The organism is Paenibacillus lautus NBRC 15380 (assembly GCF_004000945.1).
GTDB lineage: Bacteria > Bacillota > Bacilli > Paenibacillales > Paenibacillaceae > Paenibacillus_AQ > Paenibacillus_AQ lautus.
In genome coordinates this window covers 120,018-134,279 of the sequence record NZ_BIMF01000017.1, presented here as the reverse complement: position 1 = coordinate 134,279, position 14,262 = coordinate 120,018, and the positions used below count along the sequence as shown (strand labels likewise).

Annotated in this window: 16 protein-coding genes and 1 riboswitch; of the genes, 11 read left to right on the top strand and 5 right to left on the bottom strand. The window is 53.1% G+C overall.

Annotated features, from left to right (window positions below; all coding sequences use genetic code 11):
• Positions 1 to 12 precede the first annotated feature (12 nt).
• Complete coding sequence (locus PLA01S_RS24495) at positions 13 to 567, bottom strand: P-loop NTPase family protein (protein ID WP_127594422.1); 555 nt, start codon at positions 565 to 567, stop codon at positions 13 to 15.
• A 399-nt stretch (positions 568 to 966) separates the two neighbouring features.
• On the opposite strand from PLA01S_RS24495, the gene PLA01S_RS24490 reads away from it, so the two are divergent.
• The 4 genes from PLA01S_RS24490 to PLA01S_RS24475 all read left to right on the top strand — a co-directional run bounded on the left by PLA01S_RS24490 (position 967) and on the right by PLA01S_RS24475 (position 3,563).
• Complete coding sequence (locus PLA01S_RS24490; protein WP_100541062.1) at positions 967 to 1,398, top strand: YciI family protein; 432 nt, start codon at positions 967 to 969, stop codon at positions 1,396 to 1,398.
• A complete protein-coding gene (locus PLA01S_RS24485; RefSeq protein ID WP_127594421.1) occupies positions 1,398 to 2,660 on the top strand; it encodes an RNA polymerase sigma factor in 1,263 nt (420 codons plus the stop codon). The genes PLA01S_RS24490 and PLA01S_RS24485 overlap by 1 nt, the downstream gene beginning before the upstream one ends.
• 121 nt (positions 2,661 to 2,781) lie before the next feature.
• Positions 2,782 to 3,180, top strand: a complete 399-nt coding sequence (locus PLA01S_RS24480; protein ID WP_127594420.1) for a VOC family protein — start codon at positions 2,782 to 2,784, stop codon at positions 3,178 to 3,180.
• 41 nt (positions 3,181 to 3,221) lie between these two features.
• Positions 3,222 to 3,563, top strand: coding sequence for a DUF1801 domain-containing protein (locus tag PLA01S_RS24475; RefSeq protein ID WP_127594419.1), 342 nt, complete (start codon positions 3,222 to 3,224; stop codon positions 3,561 to 3,563).
• A 92-nt stretch (positions 3,564 to 3,655) separates the two neighbouring features.
• On the opposite strand, the gene PLA01S_RS24470 is transcribed toward PLA01S_RS24475, so the two are convergent.
• Positions 3,656 to 3,787, bottom strand: coding sequence for a DUF4023 domain-containing protein (locus tag PLA01S_RS24470; RefSeq protein WP_009590359.1), 132 nt, complete (start codon positions 3,785 to 3,787; stop codon positions 3,656 to 3,658).
• A gap of 132 nt (positions 3,788 to 3,919) precedes the next feature.
• On the opposite strand from PLA01S_RS24470, the gene PLA01S_RS24465 reads away from it, so the two are divergent.
• On the top strand, positions 3,920 to 4,390 hold the full coding sequence (locus PLA01S_RS24465) for a hypothetical protein (protein WP_127594418.1): 471 nt from the start codon (positions 3,920 to 3,922) through the stop codon (positions 4,388 to 4,390).
• 190 nt (positions 4,391 to 4,580) lie between these two features.
• Here the strand turns inward: PLA01S_RS24465 and PLA01S_RS24460 are convergent, their stop codons facing one another.
• Together PLA01S_RS24460 and PLA01S_RS24455 are read right to left on the bottom strand one after the other, a co-directional pair.
• A complete protein-coding gene (locus tag PLA01S_RS24460; RefSeq protein WP_009590367.1) occupies positions 4,581 to 4,886 on the bottom strand; it encodes an antibiotic biosynthesis monooxygenase in 306 nt (101 codons plus the stop codon).
• A gap of 138 nt (positions 4,887 to 5,024) precedes the next feature.
• A complete protein-coding gene (locus PLA01S_RS24455) occupies positions 5,025 to 6,254 on the bottom strand; it encodes a DUF418 domain-containing protein (RefSeq protein ID WP_127594417.1) in 1,230 nt (409 codons plus the stop codon).
• Positions 6,255 to 6,395: 141 nt separating this feature from the next.
• On the opposite strand from PLA01S_RS24455, the gene PLA01S_RS24450 reads away from it, so the two are divergent.
• From PLA01S_RS24450 to PLA01S_RS24430, 5 genes are all read left to right on the top strand, one after another.
• The gene (locus PLA01S_RS24450; protein ID WP_127594416.1) at positions 6,396 to 7,115 is read left to right on the top strand and encodes a response regulator transcription factor; all 720 of its coding nucleotides are present in this window, start codon (positions 6,396 to 6,398) and stop codon (positions 7,113 to 7,115) included.
• Positions 7,112 to 8,884 (top strand): sensor histidine kinase, encoded by a 1,773-nt coding sequence (locus PLA01S_RS24445; protein ID WP_127594415.1) that lies wholly within the window; start codon positions 7,112 to 7,114, stop codon positions 8,882 to 8,884. Before PLA01S_RS24450 ends, PLA01S_RS24445 begins: the two co-directional genes overlap by 4 nt.
• Before the next feature lie 122 nt (positions 8,885 to 9,006).
• Positions 9,007 to 10,251: an MFS transporter gene (locus tag PLA01S_RS24440; protein ID WP_127594414.1), complete on the top strand. Its 1,245-nt coding sequence runs from the start codon at positions 9,007 to 9,009 to the stop codon at positions 10,249 to 10,251.
• A gap of 166 nt (positions 10,252 to 10,417) precedes the next feature.
• A complete protein-coding gene (locus tag PLA01S_RS24435) occupies positions 10,418 to 11,008 on the top strand; it encodes a TetR/AcrR family transcriptional regulator (protein ID WP_174819248.1) in 591 nt (196 codons plus the stop codon).
• A gap of 60 nt (positions 11,009 to 11,068) precedes the next feature.
• The gene (locus PLA01S_RS24430) at positions 11,069 to 11,647 is read left to right on the top strand and encodes an NAD(P)H-dependent oxidoreductase (protein WP_127594413.1); all 579 of its coding nucleotides are present in this window, start codon (positions 11,069 to 11,071) and stop codon (positions 11,645 to 11,647) included.
• 107 nt (positions 11,648 to 11,754) lie between these two features.
• Positions 11,755 to 11,856, top strand: a riboswitch (purine riboswitch).
• Here PLA01S_RS24430 and PLA01S_RS32120 read toward each other — a convergent pair.
• Complete coding sequence (locus tag PLA01S_RS32120; protein WP_164817509.1) at positions 11,834 to 11,977, bottom strand: hypothetical protein; 144 nt, start codon at positions 11,975 to 11,977, stop codon at positions 11,834 to 11,836. Its footprint overlaps the riboswitch before it by 23 nt.
• 362 nt (positions 11,978 to 12,339) lie before the next feature.
• Between PLA01S_RS32120 and ade the strand changes: the two genes are divergently transcribed.
• On the top strand, positions 12,340 to 14,142 hold the full coding sequence (ade, locus tag PLA01S_RS24425) for an adenine deaminase (RefSeq protein WP_127594412.1): 1,803 nt from the start codon (positions 12,340 to 12,342) through the stop codon (positions 14,140 to 14,142).
• The last annotated feature ends 120 nt before the right edge of the window (positions 14,143 to 14,262 follow it).

Sequence of the window (14,262 nt, the reverse complement as noted above, 5' to 3'; positions counted from 1 at the left end):
AAGGACCTCCGGTTAACCGGAGGTCCTTTCTTGCTGTTCTATGGGCGGCCTCCACTGTTCAAGCCGTTGTTTAAGCTGCTTGAGATCTTTTACAACGACCACTTTGCCGGGATAATCCTCGAGCGTGTCCTGAATCTGATATCTGCCTTTCCGCTGATAAGTGGTGCTCCATTCGAACATTTTTTTGAACATGTCCCAGGTTGGTGTATAGTGCGCCTGTTCAAGTCGCAGTCGCTGCTTGATGAACCTTGTGATGATCCGGTAGGTTATTGTGGAGTAGGACGGGTTCAGGAATACGATAAGATCCGCACGGCGGAAGCTGGGACTGACCCATTTAAGGTGAGCGCCTTCGATGACCCAGCATTTCGTGTTGACGATGCTTAGTAACAGTGCGTCCCGGTCCGCTTCGCTCCTCCGAATATCATCCGGCTCGGCTCGCTCCCACACCACATTGTCGAGCTCGTAATAAGGAATGTGAAACTGGGCGGACAGCGTTCGGGCAAGCGTCGTTTTACCGCTTCCGACGGAGCCGATAATATGGATCCGGTTCGGAATGTTAGTTACCATAGGAGATCACCGCATTCATGAGAAATGATAGCTAATCATTTCGGTACCGATGCGGCGTTCTCCTGTCCCAATATTCGTAAAATTACAGAGCCTGCTGCGGCAATCGGGCGAAGAATAAAACATATCGGGAGCGAAGCAAGTCCATGGGATGAACTCCCGTCATAAAGCTGGTTTGGATATTGTTTATCTCTTTAGACCAATCAAGTGTTTGCCTTGGTTGGTCTTTTTTTTATGGAGCCGAATCATTCCAACAGGAATAAACGATTCCGTAACGAAATGATTGTAACTATTATTTTTTTGTAAATGTTGACGTCTTTGTCGATTAGGGGATTCTCTATTCGTTGGTTAAGCATAGAACGAAATTTTAAGTTTAGTCTCGATAACCAGGAGGGAATAAGAATGAGATTTATGATGATTGTAAAGGCAACCGAGGATTCCGAGGCAGGCGTACTGCCAAGCGCAGAACAGCTGGATGCCATGATGAGGTACAACATGGAGCTGGCCAGAGCGGGCGTGCTGCTTGCTGCCGATGGGCTCCATCCAAGCTCGGGCGCCATCCGGATATCTTATCCGGAGCCGGGGGGCAAGCCGAAAATTACCGATGGCCCCTTTACGGAAGCGAAGGAACTGATCGCGGGGTATACCTTGATCGAAGTAAAGACGAGGGAAGAGGCGATCGAGTGGGCTAAACGCATGCCGGATCCACATGGCTTCGGTGCGGGCCAGATCGAGCTCCGCCAGGTGTTTGAACCGACTGACTTAACGCAGGACCCTGAAGCGCAGGCCAAACAATACGAAATGCGTGAACACATTCAAAGGCAGAATCCGTAATGTCGGCGGCAGATACCCATCGTACGATCGATGCCATCTGGAGAATCGAATCCTCCAAAATCATTGCCTACCTGACTCGAATGGTTCGTGACGTCGGGATCGCCGAGGATCTTGCTCAGGATGCGCTTATCGCTGCGCTGGAACGCTGGCCGATAGACGGAATACCGGATAATCCCGGTGGATGGCTCATGACCGCCGCGAAGCGCAAAGCACTGGATCTGCTGCGCCGGAATAAAGTGCGCGATCAGAAGTATGAGCTGTTGGGACGCGAAATGGATTCCCGGATGGAATCGGATATTCAGGTACCGGAGCCGGGGGAAGTTAGCGATGATCTCCTGCGGTTGATCTTCATGACCTGTCATCCGGTTCTTTCCCCCGAAGCCCGCGTGGCCCTGACGCTGCGTCTGCTCGGCCGTTTAACGACAGCGGAGATTGCCCACGCCTATCTTGTGCCTGAACCGACGATCGCACAGCGAATCGTTCGTGCCAAACGGACGCTGTCCGCGACCCGGGTGGCATTCGAGATTCCTCAGGGAGCCGAGCTTAAACCTCGATTGTCATCGGTCCTTGAGGTCATCTACCTCATGTTTAATGAGGGGTATGCAGCGTCATCGGGCAGCCAGTGGATTCGTCCGCTGCTGTGTCAGGAAGCGCTTCGGATCGGGCGGGTGCTGGCAGAGATCGCGCCGACGGAAGCCGAGGTGCATGGACTGGTTGCGTTAATGGAATTTCAATCCTCCCGATTCAAGTCCCGGGTCAACGCGGAGGGGGAGCCTGTCCTGCTCATGGATCAAAATCGGGCCTTGTGGGATTATTTATTGATTCGACGCGGTTTTGCCGCTCTGGATCGGATCGAGCGGTTGGGCGGAATGACGGGTCCTTATGCCATACAGGCTGCCATCTCCGCGTGTCATGCCGGAGCGCCCAGTGCCGCAGAGACCGACTGGATTCGAATTTCCGCACTGTATGAGGCATTGGCCCAGGTTTCTCCTTCGCCCATCGTGGAGTTGAACCGGGCCGTGGCCCTCTCCATGGCTTTCGATCCGGAGATCGGGCTTGAGATCGTGGATGTTTTACGTGGCGAGCCCGCCTTGAAGGGATACCATCTCCTCCCGAGCGTAAGGGGAGACCTGCTCTTTAAGCTGGGGCGCTTGGACGAAGCCTGCGCGGAGTTCAAGCTGGCCGCATCGCTGACGGATAACCTGAGGGAACGTGCCCTGCTGCTTGACCGTGCGGCAGAATGCCTGTCAGCGGAGTCCTAAGACAAGCTGGAGAAAAATTATTAAAAAAATTTTCGAAAAAATATGATGATGTGTCGATTACATAAAATCTCGTTCGTCATTTAGATATAAAACAAAAAAATGAATCGAGAGGAAGATGAACATGCAAGCACAAATGGTACCTTTTATTATTTCGGAGGATGCAAGAGGTCAGGCGGATTTTTACATGCAAGCGCTGGGTGGAGAGATCGGATTGTTGACTACCTTCAAGGACATGCCGGGCATACCGGAAGCCCATCAGGATAAAGTTATGCACATGTCGTTAACGCTGGCTGACGGCAATAAGCTAATCCTCACCGATGCTTTTCAGGAAACCGGCAAGAGCACGAGCATGGGGCTAGCCATTACCTTTGATAACGAGGAAGACGCCCGCGCCGCCTATCGCCATCTTAGCGATGGGGGTACCGAGAAATATCCGTTTGCCCTGCAGCCTTGGGGAGCCTACTACGGTGAAGTGGTGGACCGGTACGGCATGACCTGGCAGATGGTTCATCAGGGCTGAGCTGAAAAATACCATACTATGATACAGAGGGAGCCAATAAGATGAATCAAGAAGTAACGGATTACATTGCAGCCATCAGTGATACCTGGAAGGTGGAGGTCAGCGAGCGGCTTCGGGAGCTCGTGCACGGCACGATCCCGGATGTTTCGGAACGGCTTCAATATAAAAAGCCCCATTTTCTGAAGAATGGAAAATATGCGGCGGTGATCAGCGTCGCGAAGAGCGCCGTGAGCTTTACGATTTTCAATGCAGATGGCCTGGATTGGCCTGAAACGTTGTTTGAAGGACCGCCTGAACGAAAGACCATCAAAATATCGTCCGAGCAGCAGGTCGATTATGATGCGCTTGGATCTCTGCTGAAGCAGGCATCCGATGGGCTGTAAATCATATGTAATAGGGAAGCGCGGATAACGGGTGTTCGAAGCGTTCCTGATAGAATAGCCGCGATCCTATGAGGATCGCGGTATGCGTCATTTTACTTCTTGGTGCCGTGCTGCTTAGTCGGCAGCTTGTCGCTTGGCGTTCCTTTGCCGTGATTTTCTTTGTTGCGACGGGCCTTCTCCGCATTCTCGTTCATTTTTTCCACAAAATCGTGCGTGCTTTCCATAGGACGTAAGCTCCTTTTGCTCAGAATGTATGGCTTTGCCTGATCGTGCTTAATATAACCATTTCGGCGTGATCATATTTGGTGACTTTGGAACGGATACGGCTGGTGATTTTCGTTTGGGGGGATGATGGGATGTCCAGTAAGCTCGCGTTCATCATGATGGTTGGAATTATCGTTGTTCTGGGTATGGTCGGCTGCAGCGGATTCGACGAGGATGCGGAGTCTGCAGACGAAAGCCTGTACTCCGTCATAACACTGATGAAGCTGGATGCAGCGAAGGTGAGGGCCATTCATGTGGTCTATGGGGATGGCACACGGATGGTACTGGATCAGGTGCAGGACATAGAACCGGTTATGAAGCGAGTGGGCAGTCTTCAAGCCAAGCGGATCACAGGTAACGAGAAACCGGGGTTTCTGTTCTTTATGGATGTCGTGCAAGGTGAGCAGGAGGTTCGCGTGGCAAACGAGTTTGCGGTGGATGGACAATCGTATGTACTGGCGGGTCCCGAGTTGAACGATCTGAACACGTACATGGTCGAGCTGGGTCGCTCCCACAACCCTGAATTGCTGCCGGGGTACACGATAAACGATCAGGAGCCTTGAGGTAGGTCTCTTTGGTATCACAGAGATCGTGAACGAACGGAGAAGGCATTTGACATATCACGGCAAAAAAATACCCTGTCACAGGCAAACGCCCGGGCAGGGTATTTATGATGGGGACCCCGTATAATGGTAAGACGATCGGAACTAGGTTCTTTTTCATACCGGGTACGTCGATAGACGTTTTCATATATTACTTCTTATGACTGATTAACAACTCATATTTGTTCAGGGATGCGCCCAAAATATTCTCGTTGCGGCCCTGACCGTGGGATTGCCGGAACGATTCGCTGGAAGTCCAGCGTTTGAACGCCTCCTCGTCTTCCCATACCGTAGAGACCTTCAGTTCCTCAGCCTCTGCGCCTTCTTTGGCTTCATGCCATACTTCCATCCGCACGAATCCCTCAATCTCCTGCACGCCCTTCGCTTCAGCGAATCGCTGCGCAATTTCTTGTCCGAAGCCCGGTTTAACCTTAATCGAGTTGGTAACAACCAGCATGCTTGATTCCTCCTTCGGTGATGACCGGATAAATTCCAGAAATGTCTAGCCCCTTGCAGATATGTCCATTATACATGAACGAGCGTCCTGATTTCATCTTGGGAGGAACCGTGCTTCATGCCGAAAGCTATGGAATTCTCAGGTCGCCGGAGGACCTTCCGCCGGAAACTCTGCCGCTGGTACGGCGGCAGCCGGCACTACCGCTTTGGGTTTCGCCCTTCCGCTCCACGACCAGTAGGTGCCAATGCGGAGCAGTCGTTCAATCGGGCCGCTGCGGAATCGTTTCAGCCAGAGCAGGCTGCCCGTGGCCAGTACGGAATAGATCAGGATGGCCAGCAGCGTTCCTTGCAGCACGCCGAGCTTGCCGAACATGCCCAGCCCGAATCCGTAGAATATTAATACACACACCATGCTTTGCGTCAGATAGTTGGTTAGCGACATCCGCCCAACCGCTTCAAACGCCCGGATGATAATTGATTGTTTGGACGAGAAGGCATATAGGGAGGCGAACAGATGTATATAACCCAGCGCGAGCAGAGGTCCGCCAAGCATCGTGAAGACGCCGCTCCAGCTGTGGGTTGATCCGAGCATAACTCCTGCGGTCTTTAGTCCAAGCCCTACCGGAACGAGCAGAGACCATCTTAGATACAGCTTGATCTCTATGGAAGGATGAAGGAAGCGCCCGCGTTTGGCGGCGACCATACCGAACAGGAACATCGGCGCGCTCATCAGCGGAGCAATCAGGATGACCAGCAGCATCAACCAGTCCGGAAGGTCGATGGGCATTTCCTCAGTTGTACGAAAGTTTAGAATCTCGCTGAACGTGCCGTTGCCGTACACCTCAATAGACTGCTTCACATAATTCTCCATCCGCTCTGCTTCACCTGCTCCAGGCTCCATAGAGCCATATCCGAAGACGGTCATCAGCGCGAGTAAGAGGATCCCCCAGATCATGATCGTTTTGGCCTTCCGTTTCACAAACAGCACCAGGAAGAGCCCGATCGCTCCGTAAAACAGCAGAATATCGCCTTCCCAGATGAATGTCGAGTGCAGCAAGCCGAGGACGATCAGCAGCACGGACCTGCGGAAGAAGCTGCGTCCATACTTGAGCCCTTTCCCGATCAGGCTTTCCCGCATCTTAATCATGCTGTAGCCGAACAGGAACGTAAAGATCGGCATGAAGCTGCCCTCTACGAATACTTTCAGCATGTCATGGCTGATCAGATCCAGTGTGGACGGCTGGAAGAAATGCAGCTCGTCTTTGCCGAACATGCCGTATTGAAAAATAAGCATATTGGCCATCAGGATGCCGAGCAAGCTCAAGCCGCGAATCGCATCCACGGCCGTGGAACGTTTATTTGAATTCATGATAATCACCTCTGACACCAAGTATAAAGCTCGAAATGAAATAACTCGGAAACGGCATCCTAACTTTTTCTTAACTCTTCCAGCATTTGTTTAACTCCTGTTAAGGTTGTTGTGCTAGCATAAATGTCGGGTGAGGATAAAATGGATCAAACACGAATTTTAATTGTAGACGACGAACCTTCCATTGTGAAAATGCTGCAGATGGTGCTGCGCAAGGAAGGCTTTAACCGCATATACACGGCTTCCAGCTGTAAAGAGGCGCTCAGCGAAATCGCTGCACACGGAGCGGATATCGTGCTCCTGGATGTTATGCTGCCGGACGGCACGGGATTTGATCTCTGTCCGCAGATCCGTTCCTATGGCAGTCCGCACATCCTGTTTCTGACGGCCAAAGCGTCGGATCTGGATGTGCTGACCGGTTTTGCGATGGGCGGGGACGATTATGTCACCAAGCCCTTTAATCCGCTGGAGATTGCCGCAAGAATCAAGGCGCGTCTGCGCCGTGGCGGCATCGGGGCGACTGTGTCGGCGGAGCAGCCGGTGATCCAGCGCGCATGGGATTTCGGCCGGTTTAAGGTCGATGAATCCGCCGGGGAGCTTACGGTGCTGGGAGAGCCTGTGCCTTGTCCGGCGCAGGTCTTTCAGCTGCTGCTTTATTTTTGCAAGCATCCGGGGGTCGTATTCTCCAAATCGCAGCTGTACGAAGCCGTGTGGGGCATCGACGGCATGGGCGAGGACAATACCGTCATGGTACATATTCGCCGCATTCGCGAGCGCATCGAGGAGGATCCGAGCAACCCGCAATATTTGCTGACGGTTCGGGGGCTCGGCTACAAGCTGGTTAAGGAGAAAGTCCGATGAGACTGCGCAGAAGGCTGGCTTTTCATTTTACGTACCAATTGATTGCGTTCTCGGCGTTTATGTTTTGCTTCCTGATCGTGCTCTTATTCTTCCTGATCAAACATATCAGCGACGATGAGATCAAACGCAACTTTCCGACAGGCGTCCTGAACAGCATCGTGACCGAGACGGTGACGGAGAATGGCGAAGTGCTGCTGGAGGAACCGTGGAAGCTCCTGCTTCAAGAGAAGGATATGTGGCTGCAAGTGGTGGATATGGAGGGAAACGTGATTCATTCCACCAATACGGCTCCGGATGTTCCTTCGGAGTACTCGGTAAGCACCTTGCTCGAGATCAAGGAGGAGCGCCGTCTTGGCGAGTACACGATGGATTGGCAGATGGATCTGACCTATGAAGAACCGCTGCTGTATTTGATCGGACGTATCGATGAGGGTTCGGACCATCTTCGGGAATGGTATGCCCATTATCAGGACGGCGGCAGGGTGAGGCCGAAGGATGAAGCGAAGCTCGGACGCGAGTTGGCCGGCCTAGGCGGTTATTTGCATGTCATTGACCGGGAGGGCCGCGTTGTCCAAGCGATTGGAACGGGTTCAGACAATAAGGTAAGCTACCACCCGCTGGAGATCATTACGATGCAGGAGCAGCCGGGCACGTATTCAACGCATATTGCGGTTTACCGCGATACGGCCAGCGGCAACACCTGGGTATACCATACGCCGCAGGACGGAGCGCTGGAGAAAAGGCCGATGATGAATGAGCTGATCCGCGTGGCGCTATGGACGATGGTCTGCGTGCTTGTGTTGTCGCTTGGGGTGGCGATATGGCATGGATACCGGTACAGCCGGCCGCTGCTGCTGTTTACCGGGTGGTTTGAGCGGATGGGCAGCGGAGCCTACGAGGAGGTGCTGACGCCGAAGGACCGGAAGCGGGTATTCCGTAAGAACGGAAAGCTGCGCACGCGCTTCAAGCTGTACAAGGAAGTGATCCATTCTTTTTACAAGATGGCGGAGCAGCTTGCCGAGACCGAGAGGGAACGGGAGCGGCTCGACCGTAATCGGGAAGAATGGATGTCCGGGATATCGCATGATTTGCGTACTCCGTTGTCTTCCATCCAGGGGTACGGTTATATGCTTGAGAGCGCGCCCCAGGATTGGAGCCAGGAAGAGCTGCGGGAGATGGGAACCGTGATCCGGGAGAAGGGTGACTACATGCTGGGGCTTATCGATGATTTCTCGCTCGTATTCCGTTTGAGAAGCGAAATCCGGCCGCAGGAGCTGACCCGGCTTGATCTGAACGAGCTGGTACGTCGCTGCGTGCTCAAATACGTCAACGATGCCACGCTGGATGCGAATTTCAATTATATCGGCGGGGAAGAGGCGCTGCTCGTTGACGGCAATGCCAAATGGCTGCAGCGATTGATGGATAATTTGATTACGAATGCCGTGAAGCATAATCCGGAGGGCGTAAACATTGAGGTTCGTGTGGAGAGACGCCCTGCCGGTGCGGCGATCGTGGTGGCGGATCAAGGTGTAGGGATGGACGAAGAGACCCGTTGCAACCTGTTCGAGCGTTATTACCGGGGAACGAATACCGAAGAGAGCATGGACGGCTCGGGTCTCGGGATGAGCATCGCGAAGGCGATTGTCGAAGCACATCGGGGCCGGGTAAATGTGTGGTCTGAAGTGGGCCGAGGAACCACCATCACCGTTCTGTTGCCTGAGGCTGCCGTACAAGAAGCTGAGGGGGCTGCTGAACGCGATAAGGGCTGACGTTCTTCCTGGATTGTCATGTCTGGAATTATCTCGAAAAATCCTTCAAGATTCCTATCCTGCTGCCGGCCCGGTTGCGCTATAATGGCTAAGCAACGATAACATTAGGTCCGGAGGATATTATGGGTTCAACTTCGTTTCGGCAATTGACTGGCAACGCGCGGGGCTGTCTCGTCTATGAGCCGCTGTTTCTCATCCCTTACAGCATGTTCACGACGTACACCTCCATCTACATGTACCAACTTGGGGTAACCGAGACGGGTATCGGCTGGATTACCTCCATCGGTTTGCTTGTACAGGTGCTTTCTTCGTTTCTCAGCGGGTATTTAACAGACCGTTTAGGCAGAAAAAAGGCGCTGCTCTACTTCGACGTACTAAGCTGGACCGTAGCAACGCTGCTCTGGGCGGTCTCGCAGAACTTCTGGTTTTTTGTGATCGCGGCCGTCATCAACGGCTTTCAGAAGGTGCCGCATACCGCCTTTTACTGTTTGTTGGTGGAGGACACCGCACCGAAGGAGCGAACCTATGTCTTTACGCTGCTGCAGCTGATTAGCGTCGTAGGCGGCTTGTTTGCACCGATCGGCGGGCTGCTGGTGTATCATTTCACGCTTGTGCCCGGAGTGCGCATCATGTTCGTGCTGGCTTGTATCCTGATGACGATCCAGTTCATTGGGCGTCACTATGCGACAAGGGAGACGGATATCGGATACCGCAAGATGAAAGAAACGAAGGCGATGAGCCTGCGGGAAGGGATGACCGACTATGCTTTGGTTATGAAGAGTATGCTCGGAAATCCGCTGCTGCTGATGATCTTCGGCGTTTATATTTTGTTTAATTTTCAGATGACGGTGAAGACAACCTATGTCTCCATCTTCATGGTGGAATATCTGCATTTGGGCAGCGGCCTGATCTCGGTCTTTCCGGCATTCTCCTCCGTCATTATGCTGATATTCATGCGGTGGATCATGCCCCGGATCGGGGAGCAGCATGTACACCGGACGATGGTATGGGGATTTGTTATATCGGTATTGTCCAATGTCATACTGGTGTTTGCGCCGCAAGGAGATCTGCTGGTGCTGAGTCTGAGCACCGTCATTGCCGCAATCGGCACGATGATGACGTATCCGTATCTGGAGACGGCGGTGGCCAATGCCATCGACGATGAGAACCGCGCCAAAATATTTGCGCTGCTCCAGGTGCTCATTCTTATTGTCATTTCGCCTTCCGGCATCATTGGCGGCTGGGCATATGGCATCGACCCGAGAATTCCGTTCTTGCTTGTTGCCGGCGCATTTGTGATCAGCATCCCGCTTATGCTGCTGTATGGCAAAAAGGTAAAGGCAACTCCGATAGATGTCGGAGTTTAGCTTGGGCATGGAGATTGAACCCATGGTTAAGGCTAAAAAAGGTGGAGCGCGCCTTAAGCTGCGGGAAGCGTAAGAATAGGAATGGAAGAGGCACTCCAAGTATGGGGGAGCCTCTTTTTTTGCATTGGTGATTGCAATTTGGTTAGTGTTCACTTATGATATGAGCATGAAAAAGAAACCCCATTACGATAGCAAGAAGAAGGATATTTTGCAGGCTGCCATGAAGCTCTTCGCCGAGAAGGGTGTGGATGGCGTTTCGGTGAAAGAGATCGGCGCGGCGGCGGGTGTAACGGATGCAGCGATCTATAAGCATTTTACGAATAAGGATGCCGTGGCTGCGGAGGCGTTCGAGGAATACTGCAGCAGTTATACACGTCTGGTGGATGATTATGCTTCCCGGCCCGGCTTGTTTGCGGAGAGGCTATCGGCGCTCGTCATCCGGGTATTGGAGTCGTATGACGAGGATAAATACGGCTTGCTGCTCTTGTCCCAGCATCACGAGCTGTTTACGGAGGTGCTCAAGAGCAGGGGGCGTCAACCGCTTGACGCTTTGCATGATCTGCTTGAGCAGGCGGTGTTGCAGCGGGATATTCCGCCGCAGAATACGCGGTTAACCGCCGTGTTGATCATCGGTGCATTCAGCCAGCTTGCGATCTCAACGATGCAAGGGGAGCTGGAAGAACCGCTGTCGCATCTGGCACCTGAAGTGACGGCACATCTATTGGCATTAACAGGTTTGGGAAAAGGTCCGGCGTGACCTTTTCTTTTTGCCATCAGGTTAGTGATTGTTAACCAAATTACGAGGGGGAAGAAACATATGAAAAAGGTTTTAATTATTCAAGGCAATCCCATTGAGAACAGCTATGGCAGTCAGCTGGCAGAGGTCTATGCGAGGGGGGCGGCCGAATCCGGGGCGGAGGTGCGGGAGCTCGTGCTTGCGGAGATGGAATTCGACCTGAATCTGTCCGGCGGCTATAAGGGGAAACAACCGCTCGAACCCGATCTGCAAAAAGCGCAAGAACTGATCGCTTGGGCGGATCACCTGGTGTTTGTATATCCGAATTGGTGGGGCGGCATGCCGGCGCTGCTCAAAGGGTTCATCGACCGGGTATTTCTGCCGGGCTTTGCGTTTAAATACCGCCGGAACTCGCCTTTGCCGGAGCAGCTGCTCAAAGGGAAAACGGCCCGTCTGATCGTCACAATGGATTCGCCGTACGTCTACTACCGCTTCTATCTCGGACAGCCGGGGCATCAAATGATGAAGCACTCCATTCTGAAGTTCTGCGGCGTAGGCACGGTCCGTTCCACGAACATAACCCAGCTTCGCAAAATGCCCGAGGCCGCAAGAAAGCAATGGCTCGAGCGTGTGCAAAGAATGGGACGGAATCTGGCGTGATTGGTCAGTGACGGCGATGTGCAGTTCCTTCCAATGGCTTGACTTCTCGGGCAGGAGGATTATAATTCATACAACAAATGAAACGACCAAAGAATCGAAGGGTAATGTTCTTCAAAATCAAATCTTGATGTATATGCCGGGGAATAGGGCCCAGGCGTTTCTACCAGGTTACCGTAAATGACTTGACTACATGAAGGTTGAGAATCCCACCACCCCGCCCAGCTTCGCATAATGATGGAAGCCGGGCTGGAAGATCACCTTGATTGGAATCCGGCAGGTTTTAACGGCTGAGGTGATGTGCAGACTAGATAGCATACATTGCTGATGCACGGGGTTTCTCTTCCTCTATGGAATATAGTACAGGCACCCCGGGCAGATACGCTGCCCGGGGTGTTTGGCGTGTTATAGAGCGGATCGATTTTGTATTTTTACCGGTTCATTATAAGAAAAACGTCTATCGACGCACTTTCACAGATGACAGACCGCAGTTAGATGAAGTTTTTATTGCGATATCAGGAAGTTACAAGCTTCGAAGTTTATGCTTTCTGATATCTATAAGAAAAACGTCTATCGACGCACTTTCACAGATGACAGACCGCAATTAGAAGAAGTTTTTATTGCGATATCAGGAAGTTACAAGCTTCGAAGTTTATACGTTCTGATATCTAAAAAAAGGGGAGCGTGCATTCATCATGAGTTCAATTAAGAGACAGAAACGATACGAGGTCAGCCGGCAGCTGGGGAAGGTTGCGTTAGGACAAGAGTCAGCCGATCTGGTTATCAAAAACGGCACGCTGGTGAATGTGTTTACGGGTGAGCTTCAGGAACGGGTAGACGTGGCGATGGCGTACGGGCGCATCGCTTATATCGGCAACGCCGATCATACGATCGGGGAAGGGACGCAGGTGATCGAAGCGAATGGCCGGTTTATCTCGCCTGGTCTGCTCGACGGTCATATGCATGTGGAGAGCACGATGCTCACCGTGACCGAGTTTGCCAAGGCGGCTATTGTTAGCGGAACGACTGGGGTTTATATGGATCCCCATGAGATTGCCAACGTATTCGGCATGGAGGGCGTGCGCTGGATGCACGAGGAAGGGCAGCAGCTGCCGATGAAGGTGTTCACCACCATTCCTTCCTGCGTACCGGCGACGTTTGATCTAGAGGGTGCCGGTGCGCAGCTGGGCGTAGCCGACATCGAGGAAGGGCTGACCTGGCCTGGCGTCGCCGGGCTTGGCGAAGTGATGAACTTCCCGGGCGTCGTGTACGGCGATCCGACCATGAGCGGGGAGATTGAAGCTACGCTGCGTGCAGGCAAGACCGTAACAGGGCATTTTCCGGCCGAGGATGACCGGATGCTGCAGGCATATATGGCAACCGGCGTAAGCTCCGACCATGAGACGGTAACGAGAGAACAGGCCCTGGAGAAGGTTCGTCTCGGCATGCACCTGATGATCCGCGAGGGTTCGGCTTGGCAGGATGTAAAGGAAGTTGTTAAGGTCATAACGGAAGATAAGGTGCGAACAGACAATATTTCTCTGGTTACGGATGATGTGTATCCACAGACGCTGATGAGGCTCGGTCACATGAACCATGTGGTTCGCCGCGCTATAGAAGAGGGCGTGGCCCCGGTTACGGCGATCCAGCTGGGAACGATCAACGTGGCTCGTTATTTCGGCATGGACATGGAGCTGGGCAGCATTTCACCTGGCAAAACGGCGGATATTTTGCTGATTGACGATCTGAAGAGCATGGTACCTTCAGTCGTGATCACGGATGGCGAAGTGGTTGCAGAGAACGGCCGGCTCGTGAAGGCGTTCCCGGTATATCAATACCCGGAAAAAGCCTTTCAATCGGTTCGGCTGCAGCGTTCGCTTACCGCCGATGACTTTCTGCAGCGCAGCAAGTTCGATGCGACGCGTACGGAAGTGAACGTGGTGCGCGTCATCGAGAACAGTGCCCGTACCGCCAAAATGACCGCGGTGCTCTCTGTGGAGCAAGGCGTCATCCAGCCGGACCTGAATCAAGACGTGATTCAGCTGGCATGCATCGAGCGCCACAGCGCAACCGGGCAAATCTCGCTCGGTTTTGCGAACGGCTTCGGGCTCAAGTCCGGCGCGGTTGCGTCCACGGTCGCGCACGACAGCCACAATCTGCTCGTGATGGGCACGAATGCCGAGGATATGGCACTCGCGGCGAATGAGCTGGCGGCGTGCGGAGGCGGCATGATCGTGGTACGGTACGGCAAGGTGCTGGCGAAGGTGGTGATGCCGATTGCCGGTTTGCTGGCGGACCGTCCGGTTGAGATCGTAGCGGAGGAAGTCGCTGCCTTGGAGGAAGCTTGGAAGGAGCTTGGATGCTACATCCATGCACCGTTCATGACCTTCTCGCTCATTGCGCTGCCGGTGATTCCGGAAATACGCATTACCAACCGCGGGATCGCGGACGTAACGGAATTCAAGCTCATCGAGACCGAGATTGGCGCGGTTCAATAAGATTGCAGCATAAACCGAAGCAGGTTGGCCTGAGGGCGAACCTGCTTTTTTGGTGCGTAAATACCGGGCTTGGCCTGTGAGCGGATGCCGCAAGCCATGTTCCAATTGATAATCCTCACA